Source organism: uncultured Methylobacterium sp. (assembly GCF_964242245.1).
In the GTDB taxonomy this organism is placed as follows: domain Bacteria; phylum Pseudomonadota; class Alphaproteobacteria; order Rhizobiales; family Beijerinckiaceae; genus Methylobacterium.
Window position 1 is genome coordinate 1 of record NZ_CAXTBY010000110.1, and the last position, 13405, is coordinate 13405.

The 13405-nt window shown below is 70.0% G+C and carries 14 protein-coding genes; 8 read left to right on the forward strand and 6 right to left on the reverse strand.

All coding sequences use genetic code 11. The annotated features are described in order from the left end of the window. Nucleotides 1-1019 (forward strand): Asp-tRNA(Asn)/Glu-tRNA(Gln) amidotransferase subunit GatB (gene gatB / locus ACFE8Y_RS17685; protein WP_375465696.1); only part of this gene is annotated, 1019 nt, incomplete at its 5' end. A gap of 566 nt (nucleotides 1020-1585) precedes the next feature. Here gatB and ACFE8Y_RS17690 read toward each other — a convergent pair. Continuing rightward, the gene (locus ACFE8Y_RS17690; RefSeq protein WP_375465697.1) at nucleotides 1586-2005 is read right to left on the reverse strand and encodes a DUF4345 domain-containing protein; all 420 of its coding nucleotides are present in this window, start codon (nucleotides 2003-2005) and stop codon (nucleotides 1586-1588) included. A gap of 65 nt (nucleotides 2006-2070) precedes the next feature. Beyond that, nucleotides 2071-2355, reverse strand: coding sequence for a hypothetical protein (locus tag ACFE8Y_RS17695; protein WP_375465698.1), 285 nt, complete (start codon nucleotides 2353-2355; stop codon nucleotides 2071-2073). A gap of 250 nt (nucleotides 2356-2605) precedes the next feature. Here ACFE8Y_RS17695 and ACFE8Y_RS17700 point away from each other — a divergent pair, with 250 nt between their 5' ends. Continuing rightward, on the forward strand, nucleotides 2606-3241 hold the full coding sequence (locus tag ACFE8Y_RS17700) for a glutathione S-transferase N-terminal domain-containing protein (RefSeq protein ID WP_375465699.1): 636 nt from the start codon (nucleotides 2606-2608) through the stop codon (nucleotides 3239-3241). Between the two features lie 72 nt (nucleotides 3242-3313). Here ACFE8Y_RS17700 and ACFE8Y_RS17705 read toward each other — a convergent pair whose 3' ends face one another. Beyond that, nucleotides 3314-3817 (reverse strand): DUF2147 domain-containing protein, encoded by a 504-nt coding sequence (locus ACFE8Y_RS17705; protein WP_375465700.1) that lies wholly within the window; start codon nucleotides 3815-3817, stop codon nucleotides 3314-3316. Between the two features lie 225 nt (nucleotides 3818-4042). Here ACFE8Y_RS17705 and ndk point away from each other — a divergent pair, with 225 nt between their 5' ends. Together ndk and ACFE8Y_RS17715 are read left to right on the forward strand one after the other, a co-directional pair. After that, a complete protein-coding gene (gene ndk, locus ACFE8Y_RS17710) occupies nucleotides 4043-4465 on the forward strand; it encodes a nucleoside-diphosphate kinase (protein WP_375465701.1) in 423 nt (140 codons plus the stop codon). A gap of 132 nt (nucleotides 4466-4597) precedes the next feature. Continuing rightward, nucleotides 4598-4993 (forward strand): hypothetical protein, encoded by a 396-nt coding sequence (locus ACFE8Y_RS17715; RefSeq protein ID WP_375465702.1) that lies wholly within the window; start codon nucleotides 4598-4600, stop codon nucleotides 4991-4993. A 64-nt stretch (nucleotides 4994-5057) separates the two neighbouring features. Here ACFE8Y_RS17715 and purN read toward each other — a convergent pair whose 3' ends face one another. Together purN and purM are read right to left on the reverse strand one after the other, a co-directional pair. Further along, nucleotides 5058-5711, reverse strand: a complete 654-nt coding sequence (purN, locus tag ACFE8Y_RS17720; protein WP_375465703.1) for a phosphoribosylglycinamide formyltransferase — start codon at nucleotides 5709-5711, stop codon at nucleotides 5058-5060. Continuing rightward, a complete protein-coding gene (gene purM / locus ACFE8Y_RS17725; protein WP_375465704.1) occupies nucleotides 5711-6772 on the reverse strand; it encodes a phosphoribosylformylglycinamidine cyclo-ligase in 1062 nt (353 codons plus the stop codon). The genes purN and purM overlap by 1 nt, the downstream gene beginning before the upstream one ends. A gap of 143 nt (nucleotides 6773-6915) precedes the next feature. Here purM and ACFE8Y_RS17730 point away from each other — a divergent pair, with 143 nt between their 5' ends. The 4 genes from ACFE8Y_RS17730 (at nucleotide 6916) to ppx (ending at nucleotide 12886) form a co-directional block, all read left to right on the forward strand. Continuing rightward, on the forward strand, nucleotides 6916-8037 hold the full coding sequence (locus tag ACFE8Y_RS17730) for an AI-2E family transporter (protein WP_375465705.1): 1122 nt from the start codon (nucleotides 6916-6918) through the stop codon (nucleotides 8035-8037). A gap of 13 nt (nucleotides 8038-8050) precedes the next feature. After that, nucleotides 8051-8755, forward strand: a complete 705-nt coding sequence (locus tag ACFE8Y_RS17735; RefSeq protein WP_375465706.1) for a hypothetical protein — start codon at nucleotides 8051-8053, stop codon at nucleotides 8753-8755. An 85-nt stretch (nucleotides 8756-8840) separates the two neighbouring features. Further along, a complete protein-coding gene (locus ACFE8Y_RS17740; RefSeq protein ID WP_375465707.1) occupies nucleotides 8841-11228 on the forward strand; it encodes an RNA degradosome polyphosphate kinase in 2388 nt (795 codons plus the stop codon). Nucleotides 11229-11344: 116 nt separating this feature from the next. Beyond that, nucleotides 11345-12886, forward strand: coding sequence for an exopolyphosphatase (gene ppx, locus ACFE8Y_RS17745; protein WP_375465708.1), 1542 nt, complete (start codon nucleotides 11345-11347; stop codon nucleotides 12884-12886). A 183-nt stretch (nucleotides 12887-13069) separates the two neighbouring features. Here ppx and ACFE8Y_RS17750 read toward each other — a convergent pair. Further along, a partial coding sequence (locus tag ACFE8Y_RS17750; RefSeq protein WP_375465709.1) for a hypothetical protein occupies nucleotides 13070-13405 on the reverse strand: 336 nt, incomplete at its 5' end.

The window sequence follows — 13405 nt, forward strand, 5'->3', positions numbered from 1 at the left end:
CGACCCAGAGCTTCGTCGACCTCAACCGCTCCGGCGTCGCGCTGATGGAGATCGTGTCGCGGCCGGACCTGCGCTCGTCGGAGGAGGCGCGCGCCTACGTCACCAAGCTGCGCACGATCCTGCGCTACCTCGGCACCTGCGACGGCGACATGGAGAAGGGCAGCTTACGCGCCGACGTGAACGTCTCCGTGCGCCGCCCCGGCGATCCGCTCGGCACGCGCTGCGAGATCAAGAACGTCAACTCGATCCGCTTCATCGGGCAGGCGATCGAGACGGAGGCCCGACGCCAGATCGCGATCATCGAGGACGGCGGCACGATCAGCCAGGAGACGCGGCTGTTCGATCCGGTCCGGGCTGAGACCCGCGCGATGCGCTCCAAGGAGGAGGCGCACGATTACCGCTACTTCCCCGACCCGGACCTGCTGCCGCTGGAATTCGACCAAGCCTACGTCGATGCCCTGGCAGAAGGCCTGCCCGAACTGCCGGACGCCAAGAAGGCGCGCTTCATCGCCGATTTCGGCTTGTCCGCCTACGATGCCGGCGTGCTCGTGGCCGAGCGTCCGGCCGCCGACTACTACGAGGCGGTGGCGCGCGGGCGCGACGGCAAGGTTGCGGCCAACTGGGTGATCAACGAGCTGTTCGGGCGCCTCAACAAGGAGGGTCTGGGCATCGAGGCGACGCCGGTCTCGGCCGAGCGGCTCGGGCAGATCATCGACCTCATCGGCGAGGGCATCATCTCCGGCAAGATTGCCAAGGACCTGTTCGAAATCGTCTGGGCCGAGCCGGGCAGCCCCCGCGAGATCGTCGAGGCCCGCGGATTGCGCCAAGTCACCGACACCGGCGCGATCGAGGCGGCCATCGACGACATCATCGCGAAGAACCCCGAGAAGGTGGCGCAGGCCAGAGCGAAGCCGACGCTCCTCGGCTGGTTCGTCGGCCAGACGATGAAGGCCACCGGCGGCAAGGCCAACCCGGCCGCGGTCAACGCGCTGCTCAAGGACAAGCTGGGGATCGCGTAGAACGCGAGGATCGGCCCCGAGCCCGGCGCGCGAACAGGGCGGAAGCGGCTGAAGTCGGGGCATTTCGCGCATTCGAAGACGTGCCGTGTCGGCCGCTTCTGCGCCCCTGGAGCCGTTTCCGCCCGGTCGTCCGTGTGGTGCCGCTAGGCGTCGGGCCGGACCGGTCCCGAGGGGGTCGTCGCGGCGTCCCGCTGCGGTGGAGTCATCCCTGTCTCCTCCAGATCGATCCAGCCGTCATCCGGCGAAAAATCCACCCTGCGACCGGTTCGTGCCTCGATTCGTGAAGCACGAGGCAAGATTGCAACCTTGCCTTCGTGTCGTCAAGAAAATAATAAAGCCGCGATCGACAATAAATAAGGCTACGCTTGTAAGTATCCGCATCCGAGTATCGTGCTGCAGCGCACTCCAGGGCCGACGGATGTTTGGGGCGGGTTTCAATGCGTTGCGGCATGAGCGTCGATGATGCGCGAGGTCGCAAGACTTACGCGTCACCGCTCATGCTGTTCTCTACGAAGTCGCGCATGGCGGGGACCAGCACTTCGCCGGACCGCAGTGCCGCGGGCGTCTCAGGCGTCGTGGGCCGGGGCGGGGGCGCCAGCCATCCTGGCACGGCCTGCGACGCGCGCCTGCCACAGGCAGAGCAGGGGCGTGAGGCCGAGTTCCACCCCGAGGGCCGCGAGCATGGTGAGCGACGGCAACCCGGTGAGGTAGAGCCCGAGCAGTCGCGCCAAGCCGCCCAGCACCACGACGAGGGTGAGGAAGCGGAACAGCCGGCTCTTGCCCTCGATGCCCGGCACGCAGGTCCAGAACAGGATGCCGATGCCGGTCAGCAGGCCGGACAGGTAGCGGAAATGACTGTCGGCAGAGACGTTGGGAACGCCGCCCTCCAGGCCGTTCACGCCGAAGAGGACGCCGTAGAGTCCGGCGGCGACCGGCATGATCGCCGCCACCGCCACCACGCGCTGGAGCGCCTGCCGTTCAGTCATCACGCATCGCGGTTAATCCGATCCGGAGGCACACCCCGCCGCGCACCGAGCGGTTCTCTGCGCCCTCAAGCCTTCTCGCCCTTGAGGCGCTTGTTGCACTTGCTCCAGTATTGCGGCCACTTCGGCCCCTGCGACACCTTCTCGGCATCGGCCAGCGCCCGCCACTGCGCGCCGCAGGTCTTCTGCCGCTCCCGGGCCGCGGTCTGGCCCGCGCTCGGGGCCTTCTCGGGCTTGGCAGCGGTCGGCGCCGGACTTTCCGCCGTCTTCGCGGGCGCTTCCTTGGCTGGAACGGGTGTGGCGAGGACGAGCGGGGCGGCGAGGATTGAGAGCGCGAGGAGACGGGCGAGCATGACGGCGGACCCTTGTTGATGGCGCGATCCGCCGAGCGGCGTCACGCAAGCCTCAGCATCACATCGCCAACCTGCCGGCCGGACAAGGGCGGGGCGCGCTTGGCCAACAACGCGCGCCGCCCGCTCACGCAATCGTGAGCGGGCGGCGCGCGTCCCTTGAGTGCGGGCGAAGTTCCGGGCTAGCTACCCGAGGTCATCTTCACCGGGCCCGCCGCTCCGGCCGGCCGATCCAGTAGGGGCACGAGAGACGATGGCGGCCGTGACCGGCAAACCGATCGACGTCCACACGTGGAGCACGCCCAACGGCTGGAAGATCCCGGTCATGCTGGAGGAGTGCGGCCTGCCGTATCGGATCGTCCCGGTCGACATCGCCAAGGGCGAGCAGACCGCGCCCGAGTTCCTGGCGCTCTCGCCCAACAACAAGATCCCGGCCATCGTCGATCACGACGGGCCGGGAGGCGAAGCGATCTCGATCTTCGAATCCGGCGCGATCCTGCAGTACCTCGGACGGAAGACCGGGCAGTTCTATCCGCAGGACGAACGGGCGCGGGTCGCCGTCGACGCGTGGCTGTTCTGGCAATGCGCCGGCTTCGGGCCGATGCTCGGCCAGACCCATCACTTCCGGATCTACGCCAAGGAGAAAATCCCCTACGCGATCGACCGCTTCGTCACCGAGTCGAACCGCCTCTACGGCGTGCTGGACCGGCGCTTGGCCGGCCGCGACTACCTCGCGGGCGCGTACTCCATCGCCGACATGGCGACGGTGCCTTGGGCCAAGTTCTCCGGCAAGCAGGGCATCGACCTGACCGGCCTGCCCAACGTTCAGCGCTGGCTCGACGCCGTGCTGGCCCGCCCCGCCGTTCAGCGGGGACTGGCCGCGATCTGACGTTTCCCTGGCGCCTCACCCGCGAAGCCCGACGCAAGCCGTGCGTCGCGTGCGGGATGCGATGCGCGCGTCCTACTTCGCGGCGGGCTTCGCAACACGCGCGGCAGACACCTCCGATGCGGCAGCGGCCTGCTGGTTCACGTCGGGCACACGGGTCCAAGTCTGCGAGCCGCACAGCACCTTGAGCAGGCAGCCCGAGACCGACAACTCGGACGGGCTCTCGCGCTCGACGCTGACCTGATAGGTCTTGCCCTGCTCGATGTTGTAGATTTCGCCGGAGAATTTTTGCTCGTCCGGCTTCAGGCCCTCGATGAGTTGAAGGCCGAGCACCGGCCGGGAGCGCTTCCGCGGATCGGGGTTCTTCAGGTCGGTGCGGGGCGTTCCGGCCTCGGTCATCGCGACCTTGAGCCAGACCACCTTGCCGCACACCTGCGCTTGGCCCGCGCCGCAGCGATCGAGCCGGATCTTGGCGCGGCCATCCTCCGTCAGCCAAGTCCCGGACGGGTCCTTGCCGGTCTCGGCCGAGACCGTGGCGATGCCGGATACGAGAAGGGCGGAGGCGAGCGCGAGGCGCATGGGAAATCTCCGAAGCTGGCGCGCGGATGCGCGGGGCGGGTGTCGGTCGTGCCGACCACTGAGCCGCCGCAATCGGGCGATTTTTCGGCGGTGTTGCAGCGATGCCATGGCCGAGCTTCCCGCGGGCTCGGGTTGAGGGCGTCTGGCGCCCCCGCTATAAGCCCGGCGCCGAGGCGGTTTTCCCGACGCGCTTGCTGGCGGTTTCTCACCTGGATCGGACGGACCATGGCCACCGAGCGCACCTTCTCCATCCTCAAGCCGGACGCGACCAAGCGGAACCTCACCGGCGCGGTCAACGCGGTCATCGAGAAGGCGGGCCTGCGCATCGTCGGACAGCGTCGCATTAAGATGAGCCGAGCGCAGGCCGAGACGTTCTACGCGATCCACAAGGAGCGGCCGTTCTTCGGCGAACTCGTCGCCTTCATGACGTCCGGCCCGGTGGTGGTGCAGGTGCTGGAAGGCGAGAACGCGGTGGCCAAGTACCGCGAGGTGATGGGCGCGACGAACCCGGCCCAGGCCGCCGAGGGCACCATCCGCAAGACCTTCTCGGAATCGGTCGGCGAGAACACCGTTCACGGGTCGGACAGCGCGGAGAACGCGGCGATGGAGATCGCCCAGTTCTTCCAGGACGCCGACATCGCCGGCTGATCGCCCGACGATCCCGGAGCGCGTCGCCACCGTATTCGCGCATCGGTGTGGCTGCGCGGCCCTAGCGCGCAGCGGCCCGGCCGCGTGATGGAGGAGCGGTCGATGCTTCTCCATTTGCGGACCAGACACGCCATGCGCCTCAATGCCCCGCGCACCCGCCTCGCGCGCACCGGCCGCTTCGCTCTCGCGGCCTGCCTCCTCTCGACGCTCGCCGCCTGCAACGCGGGCAACCGCGTCAGCCAGACGGCCGCGCTGGAGGGCTACACCCCGGACCCGGCCCTCAAGCGGGCATCGCGAACCAACCTGACCGGCCGGGTGGCGCATGCCTGCGCGGTGACGCAGTCCCGCCTCCAGAAGGTCGAGGAGACCAGCCTGTCGGCGCCCTGCGGCTGCTACGCCGAGCGCACCCTGCGCGCGATGGATCGGACCGAGATCGCATCCTACCGCGCGACCGGCTACTTCAGCGACACCGCGAAGGCGAAGGCCCTCGACGCGCTGGATAGCTGCAAGCTGCCGCGCCCGGTCTGAGGAGGGGGACCTCCCTCCACCGTTTCCCGCAGAGGCGCCGGGTGGTTCGAGCGTATGCGGCGAGCTATACGCTGAGCAGCGCCCCGTCGACCCCAGCGACGGTGGCGTCGAACACGACCCGTTCCCCGTCCAGCCGGGCCCTGCCCCCGGCGACGAGGGCCAGGGCCGCCGGATAGAGGCGATGCTCCTGCACGATCACGCGGGCGGCGAGGGTGCCTGCATCGTCGCCCGGCCGGACCGGCACGGCGGCCTGCGCCACGATCGGCCCGGCATCGAGTTCGGGCACCACGTAGTGCACGGTGCAGCCGTGCAGGCGCACGCCCGCGGCAAGCGCCTGGGCATGGGTCCGCGTGCCCCGGAACAGCGGCAGCAGCGACGGGTGGATGTTGAGCATCCGCCCGGCCCAGGCCTCGACGAAGCCGGCCGAGAAGATCCGCATGAATCCGGCAAGACACACCAGATCGATCCCGGCCGCACGCAGCGCGGCATCGAGCGCCGCATCGAAGCGCTCACGATCCGGGAAGGCCTCGTGGTCCAAGGCGCGGGCCGGGATACCGGCGGCCTCTGCGTGGGCAAGGCCAGCGGCGTTGGGGCGATTCGAGAGCACCAGCACGATCTCGGCCGGATAGTCCACGGCGCGCGCCGCCTCGATCAGCGCGGCCATATTCGAGCCGCGCCCCGAGATCAGGATGGCGACGCGCCTCCTGCGCACGGTCATCAGAGGGCGAGGCGTCCCGTGAAGGTCACGGGCTCATCCCCCCGCGGAGTGATCCGCCCGAGCCGCACCGGCGCCTCGCCGGCCTCGACGAGGGCTGCGCTCACCGCCTCGACCCGGTCGGCGGCAACCACCGCCACCATGCCGACGCCGCAGTTGAAGGTGCGCAGCATCTCGGGCTGCGCCACGCCGCCCTCCCGCGCCAGCCAGCCGAACACCGGCGGCGAGCGCATCGCGTCGAGGTCGATCGCGATGCCGACCGCGTCCGGCAACACGCGCGGCAGGTTGTCGGGGAAGCCGCCGCCGGTGATGTGCGCCAGCGCCTTGATCCCGTCCGTCGCCCTCAGCACCGCCAGCAGCGGCTTCACGTAGATCCGCGTCGGCTCCAGCAGCGCCTCGCCCAGCGTCCTGCCCGGTGCGAAGGGGGCAGGGGCGTCCCAGGCGAGCCCGGTCCGCGCCACGATCCGGCGGACCAGCGAGAAGCCGTTCGAATGGACGCCCGAGGACGGAAGACCGAGCACCACGTCGCCCGCCCGGATGCCGGGCCTCGGCAGCAGCGTGCCGCGCTCGGCCGCGCCGACCGCGAAGCCGGCGAGATCGTAGTCCGCGTTCGCGTAGAGGCCCGGCATCTCCGCGGTCTCGCCGCCGATCAGCGCGCAGCCCGCCCGCCGGCAGCCCTCACTGATCCCCCGCACGATGTCGGCGCCCACCCCGGGAACGAGCCTGCCGGTGGCGTAGTAGTCCAGGAAGAACAGCGGCTCCGCGCCCTGGACGACGATGTCGTTGACGCACATCGCCACGAGGTCGATGCCGATCGTGTCGTGGCGCCCGGTCTCGATCGCGATCTTCACCTTCGTGCCGACGCCGTCGTTGGCGGCCACGAGGATCGCGTCGCGGAAGCCCGCGGCTTTCAGGTCGAACAGGCCGCCGAAACCCCCGATCTCGGCATCCGCTCCCGGCCTGCGGGTCGCGCGGACCAGCGGCTTGATCGTCTCGACCATCGCGTTGCCGGCATCGATGTCGACGCCGGCGCTCGCGTAGGTCAGGCCCTCATCGCCCGTCATTCCAGGAAGTCCCCGTCGCCTTCGCGGGCCTGCTCTACCGGCTTCCGCCTGCGAGGGCGAGTGGCCGACGGCCTTGATCGGGCCGGTCCGCATGTCCACTCTCGACCCGTCGGCGGAAGCGTCGCCGTTCGTAGGGGAAGTCGATGCGCGCGCGGGCTGTGATCGGGTTGTCGGCGCTGGCCGTGATCGGCCTCCTCGTCTACCTGCTGCGCGACGTGATGCTGCCCTTCGTCGCCGGCATCGCGCTCGCCTATCTGCTCGATCCGCTCGCCGACCGGCTGGAGCGCCTCGGCCTCGGGCGGCTGGCGGCGAGCCTGCTGATCCTGGCGATGTTCATCGCGGTGCTGGTCGTCTCGCTGCTGATCCTGGCGCCGCTCGCGGCGAACCAAGTCGCGGCGCTGGTCAACAGCCTGCCGACCATGGTCGGCAGGCTCCAGGGCATCATCGCCGAGCGGGCCGGGCCGCTGCTGCAGCGCCTCGGCGGCGCCGACGTGCTGAACGAGCTGCAATCCTCCGTCGGTACGCTGGCGACGCAGGGCGGCGCGTGGCTGCTCGCCTTCCTCAAGTCGATCTGGTCCGGCTCGCAGGCGCTGATCTCGGTGGCCTCGCTCCTCGTCGTCACGCCGGTGGTGGCCTTCTACATCCTGGTCGACTGGGACCGGATGGTCGCCATCCTCGACGGCTGGGTTCCGCCCCGCCACCGGGCGACGGCGCGGCGCCTCGCCTCGCAGATCGACACCGCGATCATCGGGTTCGTGCGCGGGCAGACCCTGGTGTGCCTGATCCTCGGCACGTTCTACGCGGTCGGCCTGTGGCTGGTCGGCCTGAACTTCGGCGTGCTGATCGGGCTGATCGCGGGCTTCCTCACCTTCATCCCCTACGTCGGCACGCTCACGGGGTTCCTGCTCTCGGTCGGCGTCGCCCTGGTGCAGTTCTGGCCCGCCTCCGACTGGCTCCCGCTCGGCCTGACAGTCGGCGTGTTCCTCGTCGGCCAGTTCCTGGAGGGCAACGTCATCTCGCCCAAGCTCGTCGGCGAGTCCGTCGGCCTGCATCCGGTCTGGCTGATGTTCGCGCTGCTCGCCTTCGGCTCGCTGTTCGGCTTCCTCGGGCTGCTGCTCGCGGTGCCGGTGGCCGCCTCGATCGGCGTGCTCGTGCGCTTCGCGCTGTCCCGCTACCTCGAAAGCCGGTTCTACCACGCCGAGCGGCCGGTGCTGCTGGAGATGCCGCGGGATGGATCGACCTTGACCTCGCAGGGCCGCGGGTGAACCTGGGCGCCGCATGCGCGAGAACGCTCCCCCGAAGCAACTGGCCTTCGACCTGCCCCTCGATCCGCGCTTCGGCCGCGAGGATTTCCTGGTCGGGCCGGCCAACGAGGCCGCCTACGCCCTGATCGAGGCGTGGCCGGACTGGCCGGACACGGTCCTGGTTCTCACCGGGCCGCCCGGCAGCGGCAAGAGCCATCTCGCCTCGATCTGGGCGAGCCGGGCGCACGCCTGGACCGTGCCGGCCGCGGACGTGACCGCCGGGACGGTCCCCCACTGCGTCTCGAACGGCGCGCTGGTCGTCGAGGACATCGACCGGGAGGGCCGCGACGAGGCCGCCCTGTTCCACCTGCTCAACCTCGCCCGCGAGCGGGCATGCCCGGTGCTGCTCACCAGCGCCGCGGCCATCGACCAAGTGGCACTGACGATCGCGGACCTGCGCTCGCGCCTGCGCCTCGCTCCGAGTGCCGCGATCCGGGAGCCCGACGACGCCTTGCTGCGCGCGGTGATCGTCAAGCTCTTCGTCGACCGCCAGCTCGTGGTGGACCTGAGCGTGATCGACGCGCTGGTCCTGCGCATCGACCGCTCGCTCGGGCGCGCCCGCGAGGTCGTGGCGGAGCTCGACCGCGACGCGCTCGGGCGTGGACGCCGAATCACCCGACCCCTGGCGCTCGCCGTGCTCGAACGCCTCGGCATCGCGCAGGGGATCGAGGACGCGTGAGCCGTCGAACGTGTCACGCGGTTGTCGCATGACGATGGCGCGGGCGTGCTAGAGGTCGCGGAGCGCGGAGGCTGGGAGGACGGGTTTGTCGGACATCGAACCGAACGCGGACGCACTGGACATCGATCGGACGGAGGCGGCCGAGGACGCCGGAGACGCAAGCCCGCGGAAGCAGGGGGCCGACCCGGCGCGGCGACCGTCCACGCTGCCGCGCGCGCGCCGGACGCGGACGGGCGAGGAATCGGACACCGTTGGCGACGCGTGGCCCGTGCCCTCCGCCGAGCCCACGGACGTCACCACCGACGGGGCCGCCCGCGAGACGGTACGGGAAGCCGGGCGGGCGCTGCGGCACTCGCCGGAACGCTTCGTCAACCGCGAGTTGTCCTGGCTGCAATTCAACCGGCGCGTGCTGGAGGAGGCGTCGAACCCCAACCATCCGCTGCTGGAGAAGCTGCGCTTCCTCTCGATCTCGGCCAACAACCTGGACGAGTTCTTCATGGTGCGCGTCGCAGGCCTGCACGATCAGGTTCGCGCCGGGCTGACGCTGCCGTCGCAGGACGGATTGTCCCCCGCCGAGCAGCTCGCGCGCATCGGCACCGAGGTGTCGCGGCTGGCCGAGGACCAGCAGGCGCGCTGGCGCGCCCTGCGGAAGGAGCTGCACGGCGTCGAGATCGACCTCGTCGAGCCGGATGCCCTTCTGCCCGAGCAGGCCGCGTGGCTGGAAGAGTACTTCCTCAGCCACGTCTTCCCGGTCCTGACACCACTCGCCATCGATCCGGCCCACCCGTTCCCGTTCATCCCGAACCTCGGCACCACGATCGCCCTGATGCTGACGCGGCCCCGCGACGGCCGGGTGCTGCGCGCGCTGATCCGCATGCCGGGGGTGCTCGACCGCTTCGTCCGCCTGCCGATGGCCGACGGCGAGGCGGTGGCCCGCTTCATCGCCATCGAGCAGGTAATCGTGCTGTTCACCGGCCGGCTGTTTCCCGGCTACCTCGTGAAGGGGCAGGGCGCCTTCCGGGTGATCCGCGATTCGGACCTCGAGATCGAGGAGGAGGCCGAGGACCTCGTCCTGCACTTCGAGACGGCCCTGAAGCAGCGCCGGCGCGGGATCGTCATCCGCCTCGAAGTCGAGGCCGGCATGCCCGAGGATCTGCGCGGCTTCGTCTGCGACGAGTTGGAGATCGGCCCGGACGCGGTCTTCGTCGTCGAGGGTATGCTGGCGCTCAACGAGTTGTCGCAGATCGTCGGGATCGACCGGCCGGACCTCAAGTTCAAGCCCTACAACCCGCGCTTCCCCGAGCGCATCCGCGAGGGCGGCGGCGACGTGTTCGCGGCGATCCGGCAGAAGGACTTCTGCGTCCACCACCCCTACGAGTCGTTCGACGCGGTGGTGCAGTTCCTGTCCCAGGCCGCCCGCGATCCGAACGTCGTGGCAATCAAGCAGACGCTCTACCGCACGTCCTCGAACTCGCCGATCGTCGCGGCGCTCGCCGAGGCCGCCGAACTCGGCAAGTCGGTGACCGCGCTCGTCGAGTTGAAGGCCCGCTTCGACGAGGAGGCCAACATCCGCTGGGCGCGCAACCTCGAGAAGGCCGGCGCGCAGGTGGTGTTCGGCTTCGTCGAGCTGAAGACCCACGCCAAGCTGTCGATGGTGGTCCGGCGCGAGGGCGACCGGCTCGTCACCTACTGCCACGTCGGCACCGGCAACTACCACCCGATCACGGCCCGCATCTATACCGACCTGTCGTTCTTCACCGCCGACCCAGCAGTCGCGCGGGACGTCTCGCGGATCTTCAACTACATCACCGGCTACGCCGAGCCGGCGCAACTGGAGCGGATGTCGGTCTCGCCGCTGACGGCCAAGGCGCGGCTGCTCGCCGACATCGAGGCCGAGATCGCCCACGCGAAGGCCGGCCGGCCGGCGGCGATCTGGATCAAGTGCAACGCGCTCGTCGACGCACAGATCATCGACGCGCTCTACGACGCCTCCCAGGCCGGCGTGCAGATCGATTGCGTGGTGCGCGGCATCTGCTGCCTGCGGCCGGGCGTGCCGGGGCTCTCGGAGACCATCCGCGTCAAGTCGATCGTCGGGCGCTTCCTGGAGCACGGGCGCATCTACGCCTTCGGCAACGGCGTCGGCCTGCCGCATCCGAAGGCGACCGTGTACATCTCGTCGGCCGACCTCATGAGCCGCAACCTCGACCGCCGCGTCGAGGCGCTGCTGCCCATCGGCAACGCGACCGTCCATCAACAGGTTCTCGACCAGATCATGCTGGCCAACCTCCTCGACAACCGCCAGAGCTGGCGCGTGCTGGCGTCGGGCGGAGCCGAGCGCATCCACCCGGCCGACGGCGAGGAACCGTTCAACGCGCACAAGTATTTCATGACGAACCCGAGCCTGTCCGGACGCGGCAAGTCATCGAAGAAGTCGAGCCCCCGGGCTCTGAGCCGCCGCGCGCAGCGGGGCTGATCCGTCGGCCGCATGCCGCGGCCGGCCGCGCGTGGGACCGGGCGGTGCGGGAGCGCCGCGCCGGCTGCTGCACGGAACCTGTCGCCCGCCGAGCGGCATCGCATCGAGGTCGTTGCTTGGGTCCCCACCGCGCCAACCTGACCCTCGCCCACTCCGCCGACCGGGCGACGGCCGCGGTCGCCGCGCCCGTCGCGATCATCGATATCGGCTCGAACTCGGTGCGGCTGGTCGCCTACGACGGCCTCACCCGGGCGCCGACGCCGCTCTACAACGAGAAGGTCCTGTGCGGCCTAGGGCGCAACGTACTGACGACCGGAAGGCTCAACGAGGACGCGGTGCGGCGCGCGCTCGCGGCGCTCGCCCGCTTCCGGGTGCTGTGCGCGACGATGCAGATCTCGCGGCTGTTCGTGCTGGCGACCGCCGCCGCCCGTGACGCCTCGAACGGGCCGGCCTTCCTCGAAGCGGCAGAGGAGGCCTGCGGCGCGCGGATCGAGCTCCTGTCCGGGCGCCGGGAGGCCGAGCTGTCGGCGCTCGGCGTCGTCTCGGGGTTCCACGCGCCGGACGGCGTCGTCGGCGACCTCGGCGGGGGCTCGCTGGAACTCGTCGACGTGCGCGGCGCCGTCGTCGGGCAGGGGGTGACGATGCCCCTGGGCGGCCTCGCCCTTCAGGACCTCTCCGGCGGCTCGCTGAAGAAGGCCGGCAAGATCGTGCGCGAGCACATGAAGAAGGCCGCGCCGCAACTGGAGACGCTGCGCGGGCGCACCTTCTACGCCGTCGGCGGTACGTGGCGCGCGCTCGCGCGCCTGCATCAGGCCGCGCGGTCCTACCCGGTCCACGTCATGCACGGCTACACCGTGGAGCCCTCCGACGAGCTGAGCTTCCTCCAGGTGGTCGAGCAATCGGACGCCGCCCTGTTGCAGGACGTGGACGCGATCTCCGAGGCACGCCGCCCGTTGCTGGCCTACGGCGCCGTCGTGCTCGAGGAGATCATCCGGATCGGGCGCCCGCGTGAGATCGCGATCTCGGCCTCCGGCGTGCGCGAGGGCCTGCTCTACGAGCAGCTCGACAAGGACAGCCGGGCGCTCGACCCGCTGCTGGCCGCCACGGGAGAGCTCAACACCCTGCGCGCCCGCTCGCCGGGCCACGCGGAGGAACTGCTCGCCTGGACCGACCGGTTCGTCGCGACGCTGGACGGGCCGGAGACGGCGGACGAACGGCGGCTGCGCCACGCCGCCTGCCTCCTGTCGGACATCGGCTGGCGGGCGCACCCCGACTACCGCGGCGAGCAGAGCATCGCGATCATCCAGAACGCGGCCTTCGTCGGGATCGACCATCCCGGCCGTGCCTACCTCGCGCTGGCGATCTACTTCCGCCACGAGGGCGTCGCGTCGGAGAAGGCGAACCTGATGCTTCGGAACCTCGCCGGTCCGCGCCTGTTCGAGCGCGCGCGGCTGATCGGGGCGCTCCTGCGTATCGCTTTCCCGACCACGGCGGGTATGGAGGGCGCTCTGCGCCGGATGCCGCTCACGGTCGAGGACGGCAGGGTGCTGCTGCGCCTAGCCTCCGAGTGGGAGGCGCTCAACGGAGAGCGCCTGCTCAACCGCGTCCGCGGCCTTGGCCGCGTGCTCGGCCTCGACGGGCGCATCGAGGTCGGTTGAGCACGCGACTGCGACCCCGTGCGGGCGGCTGCCGGGCGCGGGGCGGCGATGGGTATATTGCTGAAATGCCCAACACCTGTCGCGCTCGGCATCGCCGCTTAAAGAGATCAAGCCGCGGTGAAAGCATGACTCTCGACCGCCGGTTTGTCGCCCTCGGTCATGTGCCCTGCATATCTCTGGGCGTCAGTTCTCATCCTCGCTGAACGGCACCGGCACGAAGACGCGGTTGCCTTTGAGCGGACCTTCGTTCGGCGTAAAACTCTCCGCCTTCTCGCACAGGTCGACGCGTATCCCGCCTTCGATCCCCCTGAGCATGACATTCAATTCGCCGTGCCAATCGAAGGTGTGGAACATCAGCCCTTCAGCATCCGGCATGCCGTCGCGGAAGAGTTGTGCGATCTCCGAACGGACTTCAGCCTCCAGGCCAGGCTTGTCGCCGCGTGCAGCCGCGAACACTTCCGCAGCGTGCGTATAAGTCAGCTTCACCGCGGCGGTCATCCCGGCAATCTCGGCCTCGGT

Coding starts and splice junctions, on each gene's coding strand:
- ACFE8Y_RS17690 (WP_375465697.1), bottom strand. CDS start 2,005: ATGACTGAACGGCAGGCGCTCCAGCGCGTGGTGGCGGTGGCGGCGATC.
- ACFE8Y_RS17695 (WP_375465698.1), bottom strand. CDS start 2,355: ATGCTCGCCCGTCTCCTCGCGCTCTCAATCCTCGCCGCCCCGCTCGTC.
- ACFE8Y_RS17700 (WP_375465699.1), top strand. CDS start 2,606: ATGGCGGCCGTGACCGGCAAACCGATCGACGTCCACACGTGGAGCACG.
- ACFE8Y_RS17705 (WP_375465700.1), bottom strand. CDS start 3,817: ATGCGCCTCGCGCTCGCCTCCGCCCTTCTCGTATCCGGCATCGCCACG.
- ndk (WP_375465701.1), top strand. CDS start 4,043: ATGGCCACCGAGCGCACCTTCTCCATCCTCAAGCCGGACGCGACCAAG.
- ACFE8Y_RS17715 (WP_375465702.1), top strand. CDS start 4,598: ATGCGCCTCAATGCCCCGCGCACCCGCCTCGCGCGCACCGGCCGCTTC.
- purN (WP_375465703.1), bottom strand. CDS start 5,711: ATGACCGTGCGCAGGAGGCGCGTCGCCATCCTGATCTCGGGGCGCGGC.
- purM (WP_375465704.1), bottom strand. CDS start 6,772: ATGACGGGCGATGAGGGCCTGACCTACGCGAGCGCCGGCGTCGACATC.
- ACFE8Y_RS17730 (WP_375465705.1), top strand. CDS start 6,916: ATGCGCGCGCGGGCTGTGATCGGGTTGTCGGCGCTGGCCGTGATCGGC.
- ACFE8Y_RS17735 (WP_375465706.1), top strand. CDS start 8,051: ATGCGCGAGAACGCTCCCCCGAAGCAACTGGCCTTCGACCTGCCCCTC.